At 53.5% G+C, this 23,279-nt stretch carries 19 protein-coding genes; 14 read left to right on the forward strand and 5 right to left on the reverse strand.

The features are described from left to right. Positions 1–24 precede the first annotated feature (24 nt). On the reverse strand, positions 25–3,210 hold the full coding sequence (locus L63ED372_RS08750) for an ATP-binding protein (protein ID WP_197275248.1): 3,186 nt from the start codon (positions 3,208–3,210) through the stop codon (positions 25–27). 222 nt (positions 3,211–3,432) lie between these two features. Here L63ED372_RS08750 and L63ED372_RS08755 point away from each other — a divergent pair, with 222 nt between their 5' ends. The 10 genes from L63ED372_RS08755 (at position 3,433) to L63ED372_RS08800 (ending at position 14,793) form a co-directional block, all read left to right on the forward strand. Beyond that, a complete protein-coding gene (locus L63ED372_RS08755) occupies positions 3,433–3,807 on the forward strand; it encodes a response regulator transcription factor (RefSeq protein WP_062405369.1) in 375 nt (124 codons plus the stop codon). Between the two features lie 8 nt (positions 3,808–3,815). Continuing rightward, on the forward strand, positions 3,816–4,979 hold the full coding sequence (locus L63ED372_RS08760) for an adenylate/guanylate cyclase domain-containing protein (RefSeq protein ID WP_082431643.1): 1,164 nt from the start codon (positions 3,816–3,818) through the stop codon (positions 4,977–4,979). Between the two features lie 107 nt (positions 4,980–5,086). Next, the gene (locus L63ED372_RS08765; RefSeq protein ID WP_156343586.1) at positions 5,087–5,575 is read left to right on the forward strand and encodes a PAS domain-containing protein; all 489 of its coding nucleotides are present in this window, start codon (positions 5,087–5,089) and stop codon (positions 5,573–5,575) included. After that, positions 5,541–7,046, forward strand: a complete 1,506-nt coding sequence (locus L63ED372_RS08770) for a methyl-accepting chemotaxis protein (protein ID WP_082431644.1) — start codon at positions 5,541–5,543, stop codon at positions 7,044–7,046. The genes L63ED372_RS08765 and L63ED372_RS08770 overlap by 35 nt, the downstream gene beginning before the upstream one ends. A 19-nt stretch (positions 7,047–7,065) precedes the next feature. After that, the gene (locus L63ED372_RS08775) at positions 7,066–8,469 is read left to right on the forward strand and encodes a chemotaxis protein CheW (protein WP_062405374.1); all 1,404 of its coding nucleotides are present in this window, start codon (positions 7,066–7,068) and stop codon (positions 8,467–8,469) included. A gap of 7 nt (positions 8,470–8,476) precedes the next feature. Next, positions 8,477–9,523, forward strand: coding sequence for a CheR family methyltransferase (locus L63ED372_RS08780; RefSeq protein ID WP_062405375.1), 1,047 nt, complete (start codon positions 8,477–8,479; stop codon positions 9,521–9,523). Beyond that, positions 9,520–10,617 (forward strand): chemotaxis-specific protein-glutamate methyltransferase CheB, encoded by a 1,098-nt coding sequence (gene cheB, locus L63ED372_RS08785; RefSeq protein WP_082431645.1) that lies wholly within the window; start codon positions 9,520–9,522, stop codon positions 10,615–10,617. The genes L63ED372_RS08780 and cheB overlap by 4 nt, the downstream gene beginning before the upstream one ends. A 13-nt stretch (positions 10,618–10,630) precedes the next feature. Beyond that, on the forward strand, positions 10,631–11,038 hold the full coding sequence (locus tag L63ED372_RS08790) for a response regulator (RefSeq protein ID WP_062405379.1): 408 nt from the start codon (positions 10,631–10,633) through the stop codon (positions 11,036–11,038). A 49-nt stretch (positions 11,039–11,087) separates the two neighbouring features. After that, positions 11,088–14,366, forward strand: coding sequence for a chemotaxis protein CheA (locus tag L63ED372_RS08795; RefSeq protein ID WP_062405381.1), 3,279 nt, complete (start codon positions 11,088–11,090; stop codon positions 14,364–14,366). A gap of 13 nt (positions 14,367–14,379) precedes the next feature. Next, positions 14,380–14,793, forward strand: coding sequence for a chemotaxis protein CheW (locus L63ED372_RS08800; RefSeq protein ID WP_062405383.1), 414 nt, complete (start codon positions 14,380–14,382; stop codon positions 14,791–14,793). Positions 14,794–14,820: 27 nt separating this feature from the next. Here the strand turns inward: L63ED372_RS08800 and L63ED372_RS08805 are convergent, their stop codons facing one another. Further along, positions 14,821–15,354, reverse strand: a complete 534-nt coding sequence (locus tag L63ED372_RS08805; protein ID WP_062405385.1) for a hypothetical protein — start codon at positions 15,352–15,354, stop codon at positions 14,821–14,823. A gap of 317 nt (positions 15,355–15,671) precedes the next feature. Between L63ED372_RS08805 and L63ED372_RS08810 the strand changes: the two genes are divergently transcribed. The 4 genes from L63ED372_RS08810 (at position 15,672) to L63ED372_RS16375 (ending at position 18,978) form a co-directional block, all read left to right on the forward strand. Continuing rightward, entirely contained in the window at positions 15,672–16,085 is a 414-nt protein-coding gene (locus L63ED372_RS08810) for a flagellar protein FlaG (protein WP_062405387.1), read from the forward strand. A gap of 153 nt (positions 16,086–16,238) precedes the next feature. After that, positions 16,239–17,057 carry a flagellin N-terminal helical domain-containing protein gene (locus L63ED372_RS08815; protein ID WP_062405389.1) on the forward strand — a complete coding sequence of 273 codons (819 nt, stop codon included), beginning with the start codon at positions 16,239–16,241 and terminating at the stop codon, positions 17,055–17,057. Positions 17,058–17,192: 135 nt separating this feature from the next. Further along, positions 17,193–18,005 (forward strand): flagellin, encoded by an 813-nt coding sequence (locus L63ED372_RS08820; protein WP_062405391.1) that lies wholly within the window; start codon positions 17,193–17,195, stop codon positions 18,003–18,005. 154 nt (positions 18,006–18,159) lie between these two features. After that, the gene (locus L63ED372_RS16375; protein WP_156343587.1) at positions 18,160–18,978 is read left to right on the forward strand and encodes a hypothetical protein; all 819 of its coding nucleotides are present in this window, start codon (positions 18,160–18,162) and stop codon (positions 18,976–18,978) included. A gap of 546 nt (positions 18,979–19,524) precedes the next feature. On the opposite strand, the gene L63ED372_RS16380 is transcribed toward L63ED372_RS16375, so the two are convergent. From L63ED372_RS16380 to L63ED372_RS08830, 3 genes are all read right to left on the reverse strand, one after another. Continuing rightward, positions 19,525–19,773 carry a hypothetical protein gene (locus L63ED372_RS16380; protein ID WP_156343588.1) on the reverse strand — a complete coding sequence of 83 codons (249 nt, stop codon included), beginning with the start codon at positions 19,771–19,773 and terminating at the stop codon, positions 19,525–19,527. A gap of 270 nt (positions 19,774–20,043) precedes the next feature. Next, entirely contained in the window at positions 20,044–21,471 is a 1,428-nt protein-coding gene (locus L63ED372_RS16155) for a class I SAM-dependent methyltransferase (RefSeq protein ID WP_197275250.1), read from the reverse strand. An 11-nt stretch (positions 21,472–21,482) separates the two neighbouring features. Beyond that, a complete protein-coding gene (locus L63ED372_RS08830) occupies positions 21,483–23,261 on the reverse strand; it encodes an O-linked N-acetylglucosamine transferase, SPINDLY family protein (protein ID WP_197275251.1) in 1,779 nt (592 codons plus the stop codon). Positions 23,262–23,279: the final 18 nt, after the last annotated feature.

The raw sequence follows: 23,279 nt of genomic DNA on the forward strand, positions 1-23,279 counted from the left end.
TGTTTCTCTCTGGATCTGAGTGACTCAGGCTTGCCCGCAGGGCAAGGAAATGGTGAATGTGGTGCCCTGACCTGGCTCAGACTGGCAATCGATCGTGCCCCCCATCTGGGTGATGATGCTGCGCACCATGGCCAAACCCAGACCGGTGCCTTTGCCCACCTCTTTGGTGGTGAAGAAGGGCTCAAAAATGCGCGACATGATTTCTGGCGGAATGCCACTGCCGTTGTCGGACACCGCGATGGACACATGGGAGGCGTCCGGACGGTCCAGCTTGATTTTGATGAGGCCATCGCGCCGGTCGCCAATGGCGTGGCTGCCATTGACACACAAATTGACAATGACCTGCTGCAAAGTGCCGCTTTGCCCGCGCAAGATGACGCCCGAATCCAAGGCTGTGGCATCGACCAAAATGTCAATGCCTTTGAGTGTGGCCTGCAAAAGGCCTTGGGTTTCTTCAATGACGGGCAATAGTTCGAACGGCACCAGAACTTCTTGCTCATCGTGAACGCTGCCGTCCTCTTCCAGCCGCTTGCGCTCCCGGCCCAAGGCATTGAGCTTGAGCACGATGTCACGCGCACGTGTGGTGGCTTGCAAAATCGCCGACAGGTTCTTGGCCGCTTTGGTCTCGCTGCCCAGCTTCATCTCCACCAACTCTGCGTGGTTCTGAATCACCCCCAGCAAGTTGTTGAAGTCATGCGCCACACCTGCGGCCAGCTGCCCCAAAGCATCCAGCCTTTGTGACTGCTCAACTTTGTGAACCATGCGCAGGTTCTCGGCCTCTTTTTCCTTGATCTCGCGCATGTCCTTGATGGTCACCACCGCCCCAGTCAAGCGGTTGTAGGGATCAACCAAGGGGGATGCGGTCAGCACCACCGGCAGCAAAGTTTCCAATTGGCTGTGCAACACCATCCACTCGATGTTGTGCATGCGGCGAATCATGAACGCACTCAAAGCGTCCAGATCGGGGATCAACCACACCATCATGTCTTCATTGGCGGACGAGGGCTGAGGCACCAGCAAGGTGGGCAAACGCATCACTGGGGCATTGCCGGCACGCCAAGCCACCTCGATCACCAAAGGTTCCTGGTCGACCGTGTCGACATCGGTCTGGTCCCGCAGGGCCAGCAGTTCACGGCTGGTTTGTTCCGCCAACAACTGCGACTCAGGGGTGGATTGGGGGGCCACCGTCAGGCCCAACAAGGCACACGCCGTGGGCGTGGCCCATTTGAGACGCCCCATGCGGTTCGCGTACAAAAGTGGAATAGGCAAGGACTGCACCAAGGACGGGTCTTGGGCCAAGTCCTCGACCAAACGTCTCAAGAGCCAAGCGGTTTGCAGGGGCAGCCAATAGGCCAGGTCGTGTCCTTTTTGCTGACCGGGCAGAAGTTTGTGCACCGGCTGCAAAGAGGTGCTGGCCTTGTCGCTGCCCAACAAATCGAGCGCCATGGGGTTGGCACTGATCACCCGCCCGTTGCGGTCCAAACGCAACACGCCGTCTTGCATCGCATCCATGCTCATTTCGAGCAGCTGGTGCTGGGCGCGGATTTCCTCGCTCTTGTTGACCAGGTTCGACACATCGTGCAAATTGATCACCGTTTGCTGCGGCATGCCCGTGGCGTCTGCCAAAAACGAAGAACTCACCCGCACAGGGATGTGTGTGCCCGAGCGGTTGCGCAGTTTGGCAATCATGGCCTCTTCATCACCTGGGATCAGCTTTTGCAAGGTCGTTGAATTGGCCACGCCCCAGGGCAAGTCGCGTTCACCACGCAGCAAGACCAAGGTCACACGCTCCCCCACCAAGCGGTGGTTGATCAGACTGATTTCTACCGAACTGGGGGCTTGACCGGCATGAAAACGGATGGCCATGGGCTGGCCCGAACCCGACCGGTAATAACTGTCATCGCTGGACAGCTGGGTCTGCAAATCCTGCAGATCCTCCTCGGGCACATCCTGCAGCAAGGTCCAAAACGAACGGCCTTTGAGCTGGTCCACACCACAGCCGAGCAACTGGGCCAGACGGGGGTTGGCTTGGATCACTTGGCCATCCGCATCGATCAAACAAGCGCCCAACAGGTTCTCGGTCAAGACTTGCCAGTAAGTCTGAGGATTTTGAACACCCAGACGGGTCAGCATGTGGCCATAGCCCTTGAAGATGGACAACATGCGTGTCTCGTCTTCTTCGAACAGCAAACTGCTCGGCTGACCCACCAACAAATCCCTGTCAAAACCTGTGAGCTTGAGCAAGGCCGGGTTGCAATCCTGGATGCGTCCGGCCCGGTCCACCACAACCAAGCCACTGTGCATGGTGCCCAAAATGTCATTGACATACGTCATTTGCTTTTTGAGGGCGATTTCACTGGTCTGCAGCTTCTCTTGTTGGTGCTGCAATTCACGGGTCAGCTCATTGGCGCGGACCAAGGACGCCTGCAATGTCTCGCGTGCAGCCGCCGACTGCATCGCCACGGCAATGGCCGCAGACACAGGCTCCATCAAGGCTTCCAGCTCGGCCGGCAATGTTTTTGATGAGGTCATCAGCAACACGCCCCGCACCTGCGCCTCGATCACCAAAGGCACCAGCACCGTATCGCCTTGGTTCTTGTTGGGCATGTTCTTGAGCATGCTCAATGGAATTTCGTCATTGCGCAAAATCGTCTGGCTCGCGGCCAAAGCCTGCAAGCTGGCAAAACTGCAACCGATCAACTCGGGCAAAAACTGTGTCTGAGATGGATCATCGGTTTGACGCTGCAGCTTGCATTCGGCATGCAAACGCTTGGCACTGGGGTCGAAGTCCAGCACGTAAACAGCGCAGGCACTCAGGCCCATGAAACGGGTCAAGGTCTCGGACACCAAATTGGAAAGGGCTGTGGGTGTGTGGTCGTGACGAACCGTTTGGTGAATCAAGGCCAGCCCTTCATCACGCCAAGCCCGCTGCTCTTGGTCCAGTTGACCTTCCTGCAGGTTGGTCACCACCGTGGCCAAATCGCCCCAAACACCTTGGCCGCCGGAATTGAGCAAAGTTTTTGCCTGCGACAGCTCCCTGGCCGCCAGCAAATGCGTCACATGGGCAAGCTGCGCCGGATCGGCACCCAAATTCTCCCGATCAAACCGCCACCAAGCCCCTGCCCCCAAAAGCACCAGCAAACTGGCCACCCACAAAAGCCAAACGTTTTCTGCAGCGCTTGGGATACCAGAAAGGACAGCAAAAACCATCAGGGCAACACCTGATAAAACCAAAAAAAATCCAATTTTGGAAGACTTAATGCGGAGCAGGTTCATAAATTTAACTTTTGTCACGAGTTCTGCGAAAAAAATACCCAAAACAATCAAAAAAACAACGCACTGACGAATGCAAGAAGTTATTATTTTGAATTACAGTTCATCATTATTGGCGATTTTTTTGATAGAATTACGAGAGTTCCGGAGAATATTTGAATGACCACGATTTTGCTTGTAGATGACGAAGATCTTTTGCGCGAGGGTGTGCGTGAAATTCTGGAATTTTCTGACTATTCGGTCATCGAAGCCCGTGATGGCATGGAAGCGCTTGAGCTTTTCGCCGTGAACAACGTGGATCTGGTGATCTCGGACATCGTGATGCCCAATATGGACGGCGTGGACTTTGTTTCACGTTTGCGCGAGTCTTTCCCAGCCGTGCCGATTCTCACCATCTCCGGCGGCAGCCGGGTGGTCAGCGCCCGTTTTGGCCTCGATTCTGCCCTGCTGTCTGGCGCCAACGACAGCTTGACCAAGCCATTCACCGCGGTGCAATTGCTTGAAAAAGTCAAAGCCTTGCTCGAAGTGAACTGATCAAAGCCATGCAGACGACCGTCGGCAAACCTGCCTCAAGCTCTGACAACCGCGGCAACTCAGCGGAGTTGGACATCGGTGCCAAAGTTTCTTCCGATTTCCAAAAAGCCAAGGTTTTGCTGGTCGACGACAGCCGCTTGATCCGCATGGGATTGAGAAAATCGCTGGTTGAGATCGGCTTGTCCGACATCACCGAAGCCAGCGATGGGCGTGAGGCAATCGAGACGCTGGTCCGCGAACCCTTTGACTTGATGCTGCTCGACATGGAAATGCCCGAAATGAACGGCATGGAAGTCTTGGCTGTGTTGCGCGACACCCCCCACCAGCCCTGGCCACCGGTGATCGTGATTTCCGGCGGCACCAGCCTAGAAGACGCCGTGCGTTGCATTGAGCTGGGCGCTGAAGACTATCTGTCCAAACCTTTTAACCCGGTGTTGTTGCGCGCTCGTGTCAAAACCTCGGTGGAACGCAAACGCCTGCGTGACCAAGAAGCGCTGCGCATGCGTCAGCTCAAGCGCCAGCACGAAGCGCTGGCTTCGGAGCAGGCCAAAACCGAACAACTGCTGCTGAACATCTTGCCGCGGAAAATCGCACAGCGTTTGAAAGCGGGCGAAGAACACATCGCCGACGCTTTCCCCAATGTGAGTGTGCTTTTTGCCGACATGGTCGGTTTTACCGCCATGTCGCGCACCATGACGGCGAGTGCTTTGGTGGAAGTGCTGGGTGATTTGTTTTCACGTTTCGACCTGATCACCGAAAAACACGGCCTGGAAAAAATCAAAACCATTGGTGATTGCTACATGTTGGCTGGCGGGGTTCCCGAGCCCTTTGACGACCATGCACACGCTGTGATCGATGCAGCCCTTGAGTTTTGTACGGCATTGGAAGACATGCGTGAGCGGACCGGCGGTGCCTTGCGCATGCGCATTGGCGTGCACAGCGGCCCGATTGTGGCTGGCGTGATTGGCCTGCGCAAATTCACCTACGACCTTTGGGGCGACACCGTCAACGTGGCCAGCCGCATGGAATCCACCGGTGAGCCTGGCCGCATCCATGTTTCTGTCAACACGGCCGAGCTCGTTCGAAACGATTTTCACCTTGAATCCCGTGGCTCCATTGAAGTCAAAAGTTTGGGCCAAGTTGAAACCTTTTTTGTCAACGGACGCAAATAACCTAATTCGCGGTGCTCCCAGTCTCAAGACCAGGATCCACGGGCCGCTTCAAATAAGAGGAAGTCATGGCAAGACAACACATTCAAGCGAACCAACAAGAGAGGGTCATGCGTGACGATGATTTCATCGTCTCCAAGGCCGACCTCAAAGGACGGATCACTTACAGCAACAAAGTGTTTGCCGAGTACTCGGGCTTTAGCGAGAGTGAGTTCATGGGCAAGCAGCACAACATCGTGCGCCACCCTGACATGCCCCGATGTGTGTTCAAGCTGCTGTGGCAACACATCGAAAGCGGCCAAGAAATCTTTGCTTATGTGAAAAACCTCTGCAAAGATGGCTCGTTTTATTGGGTGCTGGCGAACGTCACCCCCTCGCTCGACGACCAGGGCCGCGTCGTGGGTTATTACTCGGTGCGCCGCAAACCCAATGCCAAAGCACTGTCGGTAGTGGTTCCTTTGTACAAGCAACTGTTGCAAATTGAGCAAAACGCAGGTTCTCGCGAGGCCATTCCAGCATCCCTGACCTATCTCCAAAACCTCCTCAAAGAAAAGGGCGTCAGTTATGAGCGCTTCATCCTCGACCTCCAAGCCCTTTGAGCTCAGCCCCATGCTGTTGCTGGGTCTGGCTGGCTTGCTGGGATTGATTGCCGGTGCCGTGGCACTGTGGCAAGCCCCTGACAACTACCCGCTGATGATTTTGCTGGTCAGCATGGCCTTGTTGTGGATTGCAGGTGTGCGTTCTTACTTGAACGAAAAAGAACTGCTTCAAAACATCAACCGCGTTTTGGACGAAGCCTCTGGCGGTCAGCTCGAAGCCCGCATCACCGGCATCCCTGCCCAGGGCCGCTTGGTGGATGCCGCTTGGGGCGTGAACGATGTGCTCGATCAGATCGAAGCCGTCTTCCGCGAATCCATGACCGTGGTCACCCGCATGGGCGAAGGTGATTTTTCACGCCAACCCCAAGCAGCAGGTTTACGTGGGCTTTACCCGCAAGTACTCACCCAGATTGCAACCGTTCAGCAAAACATGGCCACCACCGTGCAAATGCTCAACCAAAGCATGCGTGCCATGGCCAATGGTGCATTTGATCTTCGCGTGTCCACCGAAGGCCAATCCGGCGAATTTTTGAGCATCCTCAACGATGCCAGCAAAACCATTCAGGTCTTGGACACCCTCATCAGCGACGTGGTGCGTGTGATGGATGCCGTCTCGCGGGGTGACCTCAGCCACCGTGTCCATGCCGATGGCAACGGCGCTCTGGGCAAGCTCAAGGATGACATCAACCAATCCTTGCAGTCTTTGGCCACATCGATGCGCCAAATCGGCGAAAACGCCCAACAAGTGGCCGGCGCTGCCAACGACACCAGCACGGCCATTGGTCAGCTGGCCGACGGCGCCCAAAGCCAGACCCAATTCATTGGGCACATGGTGAGCGCCATTCGCCAAACCGCTGCTGCGGTGAACGATATTTCGTCCAACACCGAATACGCCAGCCGACAGGCCCAAGAGTCCACCTCCATCGTGCGTGATGGCCAGCACAAAATGGTGCAGATGGTGGACGTGGTCAATGGCATTGCTTTGAGCTCTGAAAAAATCAACAAGATCACAGACGTCATCGAGAAGATTGCCAACAAAACCAACCTGCTCTCCTTGAACGCCGCCATCGAAGCCGCGCGTGCAGGCGAACACGGCAAAGGCTTTGCGGTGGTGGCTGACGAGGTGGGCAAGCTCGCGGCCAGCAGCGCCGAAAGCACCAAAGAAATCACACAGCTGATCCAGCAAGCCAGCCAGCAAGCCAAAGAGGCTGTGGTGGCCGTCAAGGAAGTCAGCTCCGACATGGAACGCATCGTGAAAGCGTCCACTCAAACCGATGGCATGCTTCAGCGCATTTCGGCATCGGTTGAAGAGCAAACTCGGATGATCCAGGAAATCAACAGCAGTGTTGAAAACTTGGAACACATTGCCCGCAGCAACTCCTCGGCCTCCGAAGAGTTGGCCGCTGCCATGATCGAGCTGTCCAAGGTGGCCGACTCCACCCGCCGCGAAATCACCAAGTTCAGCACCTAAGGCACCGAGACACCCCACCATGGAACTGGTCCTTTTTGACATTCAAGACAACCGCTTTGCGCTGCGCGCCTCGGCGGTCAGCCAGGTGCTCGAGTCCTTGGCCATCACCCCTTTGCCATATGCGCCACCCGAAGTAGAGGGTTTGGTCAACGTGGCAGGAACCGTGCTGCTCAAAATCGACCTGGCGCTTCGCTTGGGGATGGCCGCACGCTCGGCCGACACCAACGGCAATTTGCTGGTGGTGATGACAGGTCACGAAAACATCGCCGTGCAGGTTGACCGCGTCCACAACAAAATCAACCTGGACGAATCGCAGCTCACGCCCTATATCGATCCGGCTCAACGCAATCTGGTGTGTGGTGAGTTCACGCTCAACGAACGCATGGTGCTGTTGCTGGACCACGAGTCACTCGACATGCGCGACATGGACCCCACTGGCGTCCCTGAAGGCGGCGGCGGTCTGATTGGTTTTGATCTGAACGACGACCAACGCGCAGAAAAAACAAGCCAGGCCAGCCTGGACATGGCCACCGTGACGGTGGAAGACAGCGAAGAGACTTATGCCTTGCACATGGCCCATGTGCAAGAAATCGTCGAAATTGGCCCTCTGACCCAACTGCCCGGCGCAACGCCCGAGGTGCAGGGCCTGATGCAATTGCGTGGACAAGCCCTGCTGGTGGTGTCACTGGGTGGTTTGTTGGGCCGCCCCCAAATCACGACCCCACGGTTTGTGCTGGTGGTGAAAGTACAAGGTTTACAGCTCGGTGTCAGTGTGTCCACCATTTTGGGCATCGAGCGCTATGCACGCGATGCGGTGCAGTCTGTTGCCGGTGCCCACGATGCCCAGCTCGAGGGTTACCTCAATGGCGTCGCCACACGCGAAGGCCACATGACCGGTCTGCTGTCCATGACGGGCTTGCTCTCGCCCCAAGCCATTTCGCACTACCAGCGTTTTCTGACCCAGCAAACCACATTCATGCTCCACAACAACCACTTGGTCCCCAGCGCTGTGCGGCGCATGCTGTCCTTTCGCCTGGGCAGTGAACGCTGCGCCCTGCCCCTGGCCTTGGTGGACCGTGTTGAAGAATACAGCCCGAGTGTGGACTTGCCGGAAGGCGATAAAAGCCTCAGCGGTGTGATTCAAATCAAGGGCGAGATTGCCCCGGTGATCGATCTGCGCAACATGCTGGGCGTTCAAGCCATCGAAACATCTTCCTACGTGGTTGTGCGCGTGGACAATGAACCTTGGGCTTTGATTGTGGACCGCATCGAACGTGTGATCGACATCGAAGAGCGCAACATCACGCCAGTCCGCAATCAGCAAAATGACTACCTCAATGAAGTCGGCAAGCTCGATGGCGGTCTGATTTCACTCATTACATTGGCACCACTGACGCTGGCCGCCAAACGCCAATTGAAATGACCACTCTGTGACACAAGATAAAAAAGTAAACGACTTGATCAGCCAGATGCGCACGGCTGTGGATTCGGCACGCGCCGCCACAGCAGCCACGCCTGCGCCCACTTTCAGCAAGCAGCCCGCCCCGGCGATGCCTGCACTGGCAAAGACAACAGAGACCAACCAGTCGCGCGCCTTGTTGTTGTTGATCAATGAGTTGATGAGTGGCGTGGAAACCCGCTTTGGCATCAAACCGGGCACACTGGTCGAGCGCAAGCTGGTGCGGATTTTCAAAGACATGCCCATGGAGACCTTGCGTGATTGGGTGGAGAGCATGAACAACTGCTCACCCGACCACTCCGAATGGCAATCGCTGGTCGAGAACTTGACGGTTCATGAGACCTATTTCTGCCGCGACCCCGACCTGATGAGCATGTTGGCTGATGACATCCTGCCGCACCTGTTGAATTTGCGTAAAACCCAAAAGCAGCTGCAAATTTGGTCTGCCGCCAGCTCGACAGGCGAAGAAGTCTACGACCTCACGTTCTCGGCATTGCGTGCCATGCAAAAAGCGGGTTATGCCCGACTGTTTGACGGCAAGCTGGTGCCCGAATCGGGCTGGGGCTTATTTGTGTTCGGCACCGACATCTCCAACCAAGCCCTGCGCACGGCCAAAGGCGCCATGTACGGCGATTTGGGCATGGGCTCATTTCGCAACTTACCCGACGAATGGAAAGGCATGTTCGAGGACGTGAAAATCGCCCCGGCCAACGCCATGCCCGGTGTGAAATATTTCAAAATCCGGGAATGGATTCGCCAGTGCACCCGTTTTGAACGCTTCAACCTCATGAACAACCGCCCGCCCGTGATGGGCATGGATCTGGTGTTCTGCCGCAATGTGTTGATCTACTTTGAAGATCCGATCAAAAAAGCCGTTCAGACCATGCTGGCGCGGGCCATGTCACCCGGTGGCGTGCTGGTGCTAGGCGCATCGGTGCAGATGCTGACGCCAGAATATTTTGAATCACGGCTGGGCAAAGGTGGTCCTTGGTACGTGCGAAACGACACCCGCGTATGATCCGACTCCTCATTTCAGACGACTCGGCATTCATGCGTATTGCGATACGCAAAATGGTCGAGAGCCAGCCCGACATCGAGGTGGTGGGTGAAGCCAAAACCGGCCAGATGTGTGTCGAGTTGGCCAAAGAGTTGCGACCTGACGTGATCACGATGGACGTGGAAATGCCCGTCATGGACGGACTGGAAGCAACGCGGCAAATCATGGCCGCCACGCCCTGCCCCATCATCATGCTCAGCAGCTTGACCGAGCGCAATTCGGTCACCACCATCCGTGCGCTTGAACTCGGGGCGGTGGACTTCATTGCCAAAAAGTCTTCTTTCGTCCAACTCGACATCGTTCAAATCGGTGCCGACCTGGTCGAGAAATTGCGCTATTGGGCCAAAAAGAAAACCAGGTTGAGCACCATGCGGGGGCTGGGTACGGCCTCCGCTCTGCCTGCTACGGGATCGGCTACGAGTCGTCCACCACTGCGCACGGTGCCCAACCAACAAGCTGCAGGGCTCGTGGTGCTGGGCATCTCGACCGGTGGCCCGGCCACATTGCCGCATGTGCTCAAGTCCATGGGTCGCCTGGGTTGCCCCATGGTGGTGGCGCAACACATGCCGCCCATGTTCACCAGCGGATTTGCCGCTCACTTGCGCAGCGAAACCGGCCTGGACGTGGTAGAAAGCACCGAACAAATGGAGCTCAAACCCGGCATGATCGTGATCGCCAAAGGCGGCACCGACGTGATCGTTCGTGAGCCCTTTCCGGGCAAGCTGATGCTGTACCAAAAAACCGATCCGAACGCGAACATCCATCCCAATGCGGATGTGCTGTTTCGTTCTGCCGCAGCCACCTCTTGCCCTGTTGTGGCGGTGGTGATGACCGGCATGGGCAGTGACGGCATGCTGGGCGCCAAAGATTTGGTGGCCCGCAAAAATGGCCACGTCCTGGCCCAGGACCCTGACAGCTGCATCGTTGACGGAATGCCTGCATCCACCATCAACGCAGGTTTGGCAACTGCCGTACTGTCTCCCAAAGACATTGGCTTGCGCCTGTCCCGTTTGTGCGCCAGCCGCACAATTCCTTCTTTCAAAACCTCTGTTTAATAGAGAATGCCCCATGACCAAGAAACGCATACTCATTGTTGATGACTCCTTTGTGATGCGAGCGCTCCTGCGTGGCATCGTCACCTCCGATCCCGATCTGGAAGTGGCCGGTGAAGCCACCAACGGCCTTGAAGCTCTTCAGCAAGTCAAGGAAATGGCGCCCGACCTGGTGTTGCTGGACATCGAAATGCCCCACATGGACGGCATTGAGTGTCTCAAGCGCTTGCGCCTGATGAGCAAAGTGCCCGTCATCATCGTCTCGTCGGTGGCTCAAGCGGGTTCGCCCCAAGCCATCGAGGCCCGTAAGTTTGGCGCCGCCGAAGTGATCGCCAAACCCTCCGGTGCCATGAGCCTGGACCTCAACGCCAAAAAAGGTCACGAGATCGTGACTGCCTCACGCCGCGTCCTCGGCTTGTCGTAAACCGGCCTGGCCTGTTATTCGACACTAAGCTCGAAAGGAGTGTGGGACCGTGTCTGACGATTTTTTGGAAACCATCTGGGCGCAGTACGCAGTAGAGACCGAAGAGCACATCGAAAGCATTGAGTCCTTGCTTGTCAAGGCGGACAGTGAGTCCCTCAATGCCGAAGAAGTCTCGGGTCTGTTCCGGGCGTTTCACTCGCTCAAAGGGCTCAGCCGTGTGATGGAGCTGGGCGCACTCGAGGCCATTGCCCACCGCAGCGAAGATTTGCTGGGCATGGTGCGCGAGGGCACAGCCGCGCTCGACAAAAACACGGTCGACTTGTTGTTGCGTTCGCTCGACGCCATCAAGGTGCTGTGCGAAAAAGCCGTAGCCGAACGCGCCGACGGCGAAAAGCCGATGGCCCTGCTGCAAGAACTGGAACGCGCATTCAAAATGGTCAGCCAGGGCCAGGCCCTGACCGTGGCGCCCGCCAGTGAGGTGGCACCAGCACCCTCGCCTGCCCCCACACAGACCCCTGAAGCCGCCGCACCCGCAGAAAGTGCCGCTGTGGCCAGCAGCCCGGCCCCGCAAGCTTCAGCAGCCCCGGCCGCCGCACCCGCAACACCCCACGCGGTTCGAACCGAACCCACCAAGGCCGCCGACGGCACCACAGACAACCGCCAAGTGGTCTTTTTGCGCCTGATCAGCAACGGCTTGCCGATTCTCGAGCGACTGGCCAACTCGATTGCGACCAAAGAGGATGCCCCGCAAATCCTGGCTGTGGCCAATGACATCCGAAAGCCCCTGAGCTGGATGCTCAAAGGCTCCAACAGCCTGGGCTACGCTGGGCTTGACACCCGCATCGAAGAAATCATGGAAGCCTTGCCGGTTTCCGAAGAAATCACCCAGGCCGACGGCGAACGCATGGTCGACGTGATCGTCGCCTTTTTGGACGACCTGAAAACACTGGGCGAAACCACGGGTGTTGACTTGGGTGGCGAGTCGCTGGCCAAAGTGCTGGCGCGGACCCTCAAAGACAACATGCTGCTGCATCTGGGGCAAGTAGAAGAGCTGCTTCAGAAACTCGAAAATCCCGGCGACACCCCGGACGAAGAGATTGCCAACCTGCTGTCGCAACGGTTTTCGCGCATTCACGGTTACCTGTCTTCTTTGTACCCACAATCGCGCACCGATGTGCCTTTGCTCTTGGTTGACGCCTTTGCCCGTGCGGGTCGCAACCAGATGGGCATTTACGGTGAAGTCATCACCTTGTGCCGTGATGCGCTGCAGTTCATCCGTGACTTGCTGGGCACCTCAGGCCGCACTCCGCTCAAGCAGGCCCCCTTGAAAGCGGCCGACGAGCGCTTGCACCAAAGTATCCGTGACTACCTGTGGGCCCACGACGACGCGGGCGACACCCCAGTGGACACCGTGCGCCAGTTTGTGGCCTCGATGAACATTCCGAGCGAGTTGTCGGAACTGCTGTCTTCAGACAACACACGCGAGCTGATGGAATTGATCCAGGACGGCCACTTGGCCTACCTGATCAAAGCCCACCTGGAATCGTCCGAAACCGTGGCCACCGCGTTTTTGGAGTGGATCCACGACAAGGGCCGTGTCATCACCAACCGCACCCTGATCGAAAACAACCTGAGCTGGTATGAGATGTTGTTCATCTCGAAGTCGCCTCGCAGCGCCATCGAGCAAGACATCAAAACCATCGACCAAGGCTCGGGCCACGTTTTGCTGCTGGGCGAACTGGGCAAAGACCACAACAAACCACAAGCCGCCAAGGCGGCCGCTCCCGCAGCGGTTGCACCTGCAGCGCCAAAAGCCAGTGCTCCGACTGCACCGGCACCCGCCGCAGCGCCTGCACCCGCGGCTTCACCAGCACCTGCTCAGGCTGCTGCACCAGCTGCCGCTCCAGCCGCTGCACCGGTTGCCCCCGCACCCGCTGCAAGCCCTGCGTCTGCGCCCCCTGCCCCGGCGGCTGAGGTGGCGGTGGCCAAACCAGCAGCCCCTGCCAAGGCAGCAACGCCTTCCGCCGCGAATGCCACCTCCAACATCATCCGCGTGCCGGGTGAAATGCTCGATCAGTTCATGAACCAGATCGGCGAGATGGTGCTGGTGCGTGGCCAACTGGCCCACATCATTGGTGACCAACGTGTGCGTGAAAGCCTGCACCGCCTGCGTCACGAGGGTCAAGCCAATGACGCCCAAACCCAGTTGGGTGACCTGCAGAAACTGGCAGAAAACTTGGACGACCAGCTGCGCCGCTTGCAGGAAACCGAAGCCCTGATTCAGGGCGCTCTCTCGCGCCTGCAAGACAGCGTGATGGGCTTGCGCGTGGTGCCTGTTGAGCTGGTGTTCAAGCGCTTTCCACGCATGGTGCGTGACCTGGCTCTGGCCCAAGGCAAACAAATCCGCCTCGAGCTCATCGGCCAGGAAGTCAAAATCGACAAGGCCATGGTCGAATCGCTGGCCGACCCCCTGCTCCACATGGTGCGCAACAGCGCCGACCATGGTGTAGAAAAACCCGAAGAGCGCCGCCAGGCTGGCAAGCCCGAAGAGGCGGTCATCCGCATTCAGGCCGAGCAGCAAGGCAGCCGCATCATCATCCGCGTGATCGATGACGGCAAAGGCATCGACCCCGAGCGCGTGCGCCGCAAGGCCGTCGAAAGGGGCTTGGCCAAAGAAGAAGACAGCCTGCAAATGAGCAAGGAAGACATCCTGGGCTTCATTTTCCGGCCGGCCTTCAGCACGGCCGACGTGGTCACCGAAACATCCGGCCGTGGCGTCGGCATGGACGTGGTGCGCACCAGCGTCATGCGCTTGGGCGGCACCATTCACCTGGACTCAGAAGTCGGTCGCGGCACCACCTTCACCATGCAGATGCCTTTGTCTGCGGCTGTGCAAGAGGTGCTCTTGGTCAACACCGCCAACCAAACCATGGCCATTCCCGGCCGTTACGTGGCCGAGTTGGTCGAGGTCAGCGCCGACGAATACCAAACCGTCAAGGGTCGCACCGCCATTTTGTTGCGCGGCAGCTTCTTGCCCATCGTTCGCTTGGAAGAAGTCTTGGGCTATCCGCCCGCCGAGACACAATCTCACCGCTATGTGGTGGTCTTGAGCGACGGGCAACGCACCTTGGGCGTGTCGGTACAAGAGTTTGTGGGTCGCCAAGAGCTCTTTACCAAAGACATCCATCCGCGTCTGGCCGCCTTGCCCGGTGTGGGTGGGGCCAGCATTTTGGGCGACGGTCGTGTGGTCTTGATCTTGGACGCTGCTGCGCTGTACCGCCTGGCAGAAAACCTGCAGACCCCGCACCACCTGCCGGTTGCGGCCTGAACCTTCAAGCGCCATGGCCCAGTACCTTCACATTCGGGTAGAAGACGTGGATCTGCTGCTGCCTGCGCTGCAGGTGCATGAGGTCATTGGCTTGACGCCGGAAGATCGCCAGACCGAGGGCCATGCCATGTGGCGAGATCATGTGATTGCAGCGCGAGACTTGGGTCAGGTGCTGCACCGCTGCAGCGCCCCCGTGTCTCGCGAGTTTGGCGTGGTTTACAGCCCCGACGACTCAGACGCACTGCCCGTGCTCATGGCCATCGACAGCGTGCTGGGATTGCGCAACCCCAGGCGCGAACAATTGCACCGCTTGCCCGGCATGAAAACCAGTGCCCACGACATGTTCGATGCGATCTGGATCGACACCCAGTTGGGCCTGAAAGCCTATTGCGTGAAAACCCAGCTCCCGGATGATTGGCTGAGTTAAGTCAGCCGGGGAGTGAGTCCCTCCCCCTCAGTCAGAGGGCATGCCGCTCAAATCCTCTTGCACATCGGCGTTTCGCTCTACAGCGCTGAGCTCGTGGCGCAAAAATTTGAGCACCTCGATCTCATAATTCAAGCCAATTTCTGAGCGGCAAATGGTGTCGGCCAGCTGCTGCATGGAGGCAATGGCCTGTTCGGAATTGAGCTCGGTGCGTTGGTACTTGGCACCAAACAAAAAGGCCCGCTCGGCATATTCTGTGGGCAAGTAAACCCAGATGTCCGACTTGCCTGAACGAACTTTTTGGTAGCAGTCAGCCTTGGGGACCGGGGGCGCTTCGGCATCCTTGGCGACGGCAAATGCCGCCATTTGCTGCCAGTCGGCCGTGCGCTCGGCACCGGCAATGAACGTCTTGTCCAGATGGGCGCAACTGAGCAAGGCCAAGCCGCGGCGCAAGCTGTTGGCCTCAAACGTGTCTGCGGTCAAAGCAGTCACCTTGTCAAAGGTCTGCTTGGCCTTCTTTTTAAGAGCCTCAGGCGACTCGACACCCTTGAACAACGAAAACATGTCTACCTGTTAAAAAAGAGATGCGCTTTGCGCGTTCAACACGATTGCACACATGACCTGCAGGGACAAGCCGCAACAAACCATGGTGTAAAACCGGCTTTTAGTATAAGCGTTCTTGCTGATATTGTGAATTTTTTGAGACAAAAATGGTTTTTTACATTTTGATGTCCCCCATACTGTCCGCATCACTGATGTAAAAACCACAAAAAATAGTCCTCAAGTAAAAGCAACCGGTGTCGATACAGAGAACGACAACCTCTATCAGGTCCTTAAGCCGGGAAAAGTGCTCGCGCACATGCAACAGGAAAAGGCACACCATGAACAACGACATTTCAGCCATCAACACCGCCAAGGCCGCTGTCCCCACAGCCGCCCAAGTACCAGCGCCCGCACCTGCAGCAGCAGCTGCTGCTACTGCAGCCGCATTGCCTGCCAACGCAGCAGCCGCTGAAGAAAAGCAGCCAGCGCCCGAACCCAAATTCGTACCGCTGGTTTCTAAAGAAGAGCAACGTGAAAACCTGCGCTCGGCCATTCAACGCCTGAACGACATGATGAAAGAAAGCAGCCGCGCCTTGAACTTCAGCATGGACGAAACCACCGACCGTGTGGTCATCACCGTGAAGAACGCCAACACCGGAGAAGTGGTTCGACAAATCCCGGATGCCACTTTCCTGCGCGTGTCTCACAACTTAGAGAACCTCAAGGGCGTTCTGCTCAACCAATCGACTTGATCGCGGTTTTTTTATTCATCGCACTCAAGTTCTTTGCACAGACACCGAATCACTAGCTAACAGAGATCAAATTCAAATTTCTGTACCACGGCAGGTCCTACTCCCTTTTGGTTCCTGCCAGACCGTTGAATCAGCCCATCAAGGAGTAAGACTATGTCAGTTATCAACACCAACGTGAAGTCACTGGTCGCACAGAACGCCCTCGCAGTGAACAGCCGCAACCTCTCCAAAACCATGGAGCAGTTGTCCACCGGCAAGCGCATCAACTCTGCAGCCGACGATGCTGCAGGCCTGGCCATCAGCAACAAAATGACTTCGCAAGTCAAAGGTTTGAACCAAGCGGTTCGCAACGCCAACGACGGCATCTCGATGTTGCAAACCGCTGAAGGCGCGACACAAGAAATCACCAACATGTTGCAACGCATGCGTGAATTGGCTGTGCAAGCTGCCAACGACACCTACGACGCCGATGACCGCACGGCCATTGCCGACGAAGTGGGTCAACTCGAAGAAGAAATCACACGCATTGCCACCAACACCAAGTGGAACGGCATGTCGGTCTTGTCCAGCGACCAGACCAAAAACTTGCAAGTCGGCATGGAAAACGACACCGACTCCACAATTGAAATCAACCTGCAAGACATGACGGCCTCTGGTCTGGACGTTTCGGGTTTGGACCTGAGCAGCCATACAGCCTCGCAAGCAGTTTTGGACAAAGTGGACACCGCCATCGCCAGCGTGGACTCTTTCCGCTCAGACTTGGGCTCCAAGATGAACCGCTTGAACTACGCTGCAGACAACATGAGCAACGTGTCTTTGAACACCGCCGCTTCACGCAGCCGCATTCAGGACACCGATTACGCTCAAGCGACGACCGAGCTGGCACGCAGCCAGATCATCCAGCAAGCCGCTACCGCCATGTTGGCCCAAGCCAACCAGCAGCCTTCTGCTGTGCTGTCTTTGCTGCAATAAGCAGCTCATCGCCCCTTATGGCGCTGACTTGTCAGCTTGATTGAGGGGCGTTGTCGTTGACGGCCTGCCTGCCCTATGGGCAAGCAGGCTGCTCAGCTTATATGTTTTAAGCACCTGCATTCGAGGAGGGGCGAAATGTCCAGCATCGCCACCAACATCAACGCCTCGCGGGCGGAGAACGCCATGACCAATGCCTCTCAACTGGTGGATAAATCCACCAAAGAATTGGCCACGGGCCGCCGCATCAACACGGCCGCCGATGACACCGCCGGCATGGCCATTGGCAGCAAACTCACGGCAGAGTCCATCAGCCTGCAACGCGCTATGCGCAATGCCAACGAAGGCGTGTCCATGTTGCAAACTGCAGACCATGCGGCCGGCAGCATGTCTCAGGCCTTGGTGCGCATGCGAGAAATTGCCCTGCAAGCCGCCAACGACACGAACAGCGAATCCGACCGATCGGCCTTGGACAACGAGTTCACGCAACTGCGTGAACATCTGAACACGGCCATCGACAGCACCCAGTGGAATGGCAAAAAAATGTTGGATGGCAGCATGAGCAGTGTGAACTTGCAAATTGGCGCTTCATCTGGCGACGGGCACTCGGTGGACCTGGCCGACTTCAGAAGCTTGTCGGCATTGAACACTGCGGGCATCGGCAGCCGCAGCGATGCCCTGTCGGCCCTGGACGCCATCGACAGCAGTTTGGCCAGCATTGATGAAACACGCGTGAAATGGGGCGCCAACATGAACCGACTTGTGCACGCAGGTGATGTCTCGAGCAATGTGTCGTTGAACCTGGACGATTCACGCAGCAAGATTGTCGACGCCGACTACGCCAAGGCCACGGCCGATTTGGCCAAGGCTCAAATTCTGCAAATGGCAGGCAAAGCGATGTTGTCGCAGGCGAATCAGGCGCCTATTTCTGTTTTGCAGTTGCTGCGATAAAACGATACAAAAACATTCGCCAGCATGACTGGTGCGTTTTGTGCTTAAGTTCAAGGGATGACAATTTTCTGCCATCTCTTGAATTTCGACTGGTTGGCTCCGGAACTGAATGAGAAAGTTTAGTCGTCTAGGATCAACCTCTAAAGAGCACCCAATGCCTAACATCAACAAAAGCCAAGTACATGGTTTTGTCATCAGCTACACGGCTGAAATATATGACAATGTTCAAGCACCGTTCACACCACTTGATAACCGTGACAACCCTCGTCCGGATTGGCAAGAATATTGGCCTATTAGAAAATTTCTTTTGAATGAAAATTTGATCGAAGATGATTACTACGGCTTTTTTTCACCAAGATTTCAAGAAAAGACAGGCTTGAATGCCGAACAAGTGGTGGATTACGTCTCAAAACAAGATTCAGATACTGACGTTATTTTGTTTAGCCCACAACCAGACATGGGCGCCTTCTTTTTGAATATCTTCGAACAAAATGAGTTATTTGACCCTGGCTTCAAAGAATCATCACAAGCTTTTTGCAAATTTTCAGAGTTAGATTATGACATTTCACAGATTGTCATGGATTCGACAAATATAATTTTTAGCAATTATTTTATTGCAAAACCAAGATTTTTACGACGGTGGATGAGCCTGTGTGAAATTTTATTTAATGCCTGTGAAAATTTCCCAACTATCGCACAAATCCACGGCTGGCTACATCAAACTAATTACAAAAATGGCATTCAAAGAAAGGTTTTTTTGCTCGAACGAATCGCAAGCTTAATTCTTTCATGTGAGAGTGAATGGCGATCACATGCTCATAGTCCGTTCTTGTTTGCTTATTCTGGCTCAAAGTTAAATAAATTTCCAGAAGAAGCCATAAAGTGTGATGCACTTAAAATTGCTTTTAATCAAACAGAAAACCGTACATTTCTTAAAGTATTTCACAATACAATAAGATCACTAGATATCTGAATCAGTTGCTCCAGCAGAATTTACCCTAGTCGACACAACAATATAAAATCTCTAATAGCATGCTTTTTTGAAATTTATTAAGTCCAAATAAAAAACAAAAATCCTCAAGTCACATAAAATACTAATACGTTTAAAATTTAAGAATTTAACTTGTACACAACACCATTTTGCACTGGCATGATTAATGATTTAATAACATTCAAACCCATATCGTATGAAAAATTCTTATTCCCAGTTGGCTGAAAAAACTCAACATAGTCTAAGCTTTTCTTACCGTAAACAAATCCACCAACCAATGAATTATTAACTGCATACATTAGAGGAATTAAAGCCATCATAGGGGAGCTGGAACGCCTATCAAATGCTCCTCCAAATCATCATCCTGGATTTGGCTTTACGGGTAAAACCATAGCGGGGTACTTATAAATAAGAATGCATCCTCCCCCATATTTGTCAGCAATGTTCTAAGCAGCCACTTAGCTGTCTCCACATTTAAATGCTCTGTTACATCTAACAGGCATATTATTTTATATTTTCTTATCACTTCTAAGGGCAGCTCTTGGGCAAGCCCGTACCATATATTTTGTCAAATATTTTTTCAACCAAATCTTTATTAAGGCAATTAACTTCCATTCCATCTATTCCATCTACGCTCAAATGAGATGTATCATTATTAGATTTAATAAGACGCCCAAGCCCTCCTGTGCCAAAACCAATATCCAGTACATGAACTGAATCTGAATTATTTTCTAAGATATGAAAAATCATTCCTTTTGGAGATGCAGAGTCGCCCATCGGAACACTCTCCGAATTATTCAATTCCGTTAAGTTTGCAAATTTTTTAATTATTTGATGCATTTCTGATACTTTTAATTAATTAATTTTTGCTTCAAAACAGATACCAGCCTACACGCCGAGGTTCACTCGATCAACCCTGAAGAGGTGCCGATAAAATACCTCTGAAAAAATACTGTTTTGCTTAGCGGAGTATATATGTTAATGAGTACCACTTGCAAAATTCAGATAAAACTGGGCGTTGGCTTGAAATGAATTTTGCAGGACCGACTAATTAATAAGCTTCTTAGACAAGACACGATCATCGGCTATAGCGACATCCCCAACAATCACTTCTTTACCTAATCCACGAGGTCGCGAAGAACTAGATTTCTTAACAACAAAAATAGAATCATAAGCCGAAACGCTTAATATTTGGTTATCCTTCAAGAAATTATTCATGAACTCTCGACCAAAAAAAGCCTGAAATAAACTACCAGCGTCTATCTCTTTAAAATGATCCATATTTACAGCATCAAATAACTTGCGGAAAAAAGACGCGCTTGATCGCTCATTCAGTACACCACCACCATAATTCTCCCAGAATGCACAATGCATATCCTCAACTATATAAACACCACCATCATTTAACAATGGGAAGTAATTTATAAAACTAGATATAACATCATGAGATGTATGAGATCCATCATCGATAATGACATCAAAATGACTTGAAGAACCTCTGATTGAATTAAATACATTCAACTCATTCGCGTTTCCAACATGAACTTCGACACGTGAATCTTCGTACTTCAAACCTTGGCATCGAGGATTTATATCACAGCCAATTATTTTTTCGGCATTTTTGAAGTATTGAGACCATATTTCTAATGAACCACCATTTTGCACACCTATCTCTAAAAGATTTATTGATTTTCTCTTAAAATTAAAAAGCAACTCCTCATAAACATCCAAATAACTATCCCATTTGGTACTCACCTTATTATTAGTAGATAATTTATATGCCTCATATAAACCACGAACAGAATCACTAACAACATACTTGACAAAACCACGATAGCTGGAGCTATCACCCTCAGCGTGATCTAAATAATAAGCAAAATCGCCGGAAGGATGCACAATGTACCACGGCTCATGCTTTGCCAGATATGGCTTAGCTGTTCTGACACCACATATTTTGTATTCATTCAAAACTCTGCGATCGTAAACCGCAAAAGTAGTATCTACTGGCATGCTGATTAGACCTTGATGATCAGTATTTTTATCCTGTACAAATTTTTCATAATTTAAAACATGTTGATAATAGGGTGAATCCTCTGGAATTCCCTCCGTCTCTAGCCCTAAACCAACCTTACCCAATTCTGGATTGGAGTCCAATATTTTAATCAAACCAAAAATTGCATCATCAGGGACGCCACTCAAATCCAAATCAGGATCTGAAATAACATAATAATCAGTCTCAATTTTATCAATGACTCCCGAGATCCATGGAGCCCTATGACCAAGATTATCCAAAAAAATAACTTTATGTTTTATATTTTTATACCAATTTAAAAGTGGCTTATAGGTACTACCATTATCCAATAAAATTATTTCATAGACACCGAGCATACCCTCTAAACGCTCCACCATTTTTCTGGGCCAATCCAACAAATCCCTGTTGTTAATAATGACAGTAACTTTTTTATCTTCATTCATAATAAACTCCATTAAAATGACAATTTGAATCCGGCAGCCGGCTTAGAATAGTTAAATTTTCCTATTTTATTTATTTTGAAATTTACTATTTTTTCGAAATACTCATCGGCGTTTACAGATATCAAATTATTAGAACCACAAGATTTCGATATACTTAAACCCATGCGCGACACCATCGTTCGACCATATTGTGTTGCCAAAGGTATTTTGGCTCTAATGACATCATTTGATGTAGAGCCACAATTGTATGGAAATGTATCCAAAAATACATCGCATAATTTTAACCGTGCATTAAATTCACTGTGTCCAGTTCTTGCCGTGAACTTGATTTTTGATAAATCAACATTGGCCAAACGAGCATGATTTTTCAAATTCTCAGTCGTTGTCGGATTGTCATCAATCAACCACAGGACTGAATCCGGGATTTCCTTGAGTAACTTCATCCACACCCCAAACATTTCTGGTGTGATCTTGTATACATTGCCAAAAGCCCCCATCACAAAGGCATCCTCTGGCAAACCCACATCGGCGCGGGTCACCACTGGCAGCTTCTCATCGGGCGGTGTCAATGGAATGAAACTGCCTTCCACGTACAGCGGCTTCTCCATGAAGTACTCTGTGTACTCAGGCGGCAAGGCATGCCGATCGGTGATCACAAAATCAAACCAGGGCATGCCGGTCGAGCCGATAAACCCTAAGTAGGTCCCCTGCCTGGGTGCAGGGTGCAATGCAAAAATGCCCGGACGTGCTCCTGCACTCAAGCCATGCAGGTCCACCATCACATCGATCTCGTCTTCCAGAATGCGTTCCGCAGCCTGCCTGTCGGTCAAAGTGTGCACAAGTCGCACGTGGTCAAACATGCCCAGCAATTTTTTGCGGTGTTCACTGCCATCGTCCATCGTGAAGTCATAGGCATACACTTCATACAGTTCGCGATCTATCCCCTGCAGCATGGTGGGCAACAAAAAGCCCACTGCATGCTCGCGCAAATCGCCCGAGGCAAAACCAATGCGTTTTTTGGGGTGGTGGTATTGCTTGACCTTGCACAGTCGCTCTTCTTTCAAGCCATAAGTGCGGGCTACAAAAGCATGGGCACTCAGCAGTTGCAGCAGCGGGTCGTCCGTCAGCGCCAGCATGGCCAGGGGTGATGTGGCCATGATCATCTCGTTCTTGCTGATGCCAGGCAACGGTTTGTAAACCGGCCATTCACAGGCTTTTTGGCGAATGTGAACCCAATGCTGAATCACTCCCGCCTGCTTGGGGTTGATCAACAGGCTGTGCTCCAGTGCTTCTAGCGCCTGACGGTAATCACGGTTGTTCTCGTGCACGCGCCCGATGTGGTTCAGCGCTGCGGTCAGCATGTCGGTGTCTACCGGATCTTTGGCATAACGCTGACCAGTCAGGTGGGCCCATGCGGCAATGGCTTGGGCCGTATGCCCTTGTTTTTCCAGCACCAGCCCCAGGTTGATACGGGCCTGCGCAAAGTCGGGCGACAGCGCCAAGGCTTGCTCGTAGGCCTGTTGGGCCTGAGCTGATTGGCCTAGTTGCTGAAGCAAAGACCCATGGTTGAACCACACCAGGTGTTTTCTGGGGTCCTCATGGTGGGCCAACCACAAGGCATACAAGTTGGATGCAGCTTGGGCATGCCCATCGCGTTGCAGTTGTTCGGCATGACTCACCATGGCAGCCAGTGCCATGCCCCCGCTGCGCGCCAAGGCCACGATGTCCAGTTCAGTGTCCATGGCTGCAATGTTAGTCGGGATCAAATTCATAGGCAGTGGCGCATTCATGCGGTTTCCTTCCATGGC

Origin of the sequence: Limnohabitans sp. 63ED37-2, assembly GCF_001412535.1 — a bacterium.
In the GTDB taxonomy this organism is placed as follows: domain Bacteria; phylum Pseudomonadota; class Gammaproteobacteria; order Burkholderiales; family Burkholderiaceae_C; genus Limnohabitans_A.

Bases quoted from the DNA above. Each gene is read 5' to 3' on its own strand.
- L63ED372_RS16380 (WP_156343588.1), bottom strand. From the start codon at position 19,773: ATGGGCGACTCTGCATCTCCAAAAGGAATGATTTTTCATATCTTAGAA.
- L63ED372_RS08770 (WP_082431644.1), top strand. From the start codon at position 5,541: ATGAGCGCTTCATCCTCGACCTCCAAGCCCTTTGAGCTCAGCCCCATG.
- L63ED372_RS08765 (WP_156343586.1), top strand. From the start codon at position 5,087: ATGCGTGACGATGATTTCATCGTCTCCAAGGCCGACCTCAAAGGACGG.
- cheB (WP_082431645.1), top strand. From the start codon at position 9,520: ATGATCCGACTCCTCATTTCAGACGACTCGGCATTCATGCGTATTGCG.
- L63ED372_RS08820 (WP_062405391.1), top strand. From the start codon at position 17,193: ATGTCCAGCATCGCCACCAACATCAACGCCTCGCGGGCGGAGAACGCC.
- L63ED372_RS08810 (WP_062405387.1), top strand. From the start codon at position 15,672: ATGAACAACGACATTTCAGCCATCAACACCGCCAAGGCCGCTGTCCCC.
- L63ED372_RS08830 (WP_197275251.1), bottom strand. From the start codon at position 23,261: ATGAATGCGCCACTGCCTATGAATTTGATCCCGACTAACATTGCAGCC.
- L63ED372_RS08755 (WP_062405369.1), top strand. From the start codon at position 3,433: ATGACCACGATTTTGCTTGTAGATGACGAAGATCTTTTGCGCGAGGGT.
- L63ED372_RS08775 (WP_062405374.1), top strand. From the start codon at position 7,066: ATGGAACTGGTCCTTTTTGACATTCAAGACAACCGCTTTGCGCTGCGC.
- L63ED372_RS08800 (WP_062405383.1), top strand. From the start codon at position 14,380: ATGGCCCAGTACCTTCACATTCGGGTAGAAGACGTGGATCTGCTGCTG.
- L63ED372_RS16375 (WP_156343587.1), top strand. From the start codon at position 18,160: ATGCCTAACATCAACAAAAGCCAAGTACATGGTTTTGTCATCAGCTAC.
- L63ED372_RS08790 (WP_062405379.1), top strand. From the start codon at position 10,631: ATGACCAAGAAACGCATACTCATTGTTGATGACTCCTTTGTGATGCGA.
- L63ED372_RS08760 (WP_082431643.1), top strand. From the start codon at position 3,816: ATGCAGACGACCGTCGGCAAACCTGCCTCAAGCTCTGACAACCGCGGC.
- L63ED372_RS08815 (WP_062405389.1), top strand. From the start codon at position 16,239: ATGTCAGTTATCAACACCAACGTGAAGTCACTGGTCGCACAGAACGCC.
- L63ED372_RS16155 (WP_197275250.1), bottom strand. From the start codon at position 21,471: ATGAATGAAGATAAAAAAGTTACTGTCATTATTAACAACAGGGATTTG.
- L63ED372_RS08750 (WP_197275248.1), bottom strand. From the start codon at position 3,210: ATGGTTTTTGCTGTCCTTTCTGGTATCCCAAGCGCTGCAGAAAACGTT.
- L63ED372_RS08805 (WP_062405385.1), bottom strand. From the start codon at position 15,354: ATGTTTTCGTTGTTCAAGGGTGTCGAGTCGCCTGAGGCTCTTAAAAAG.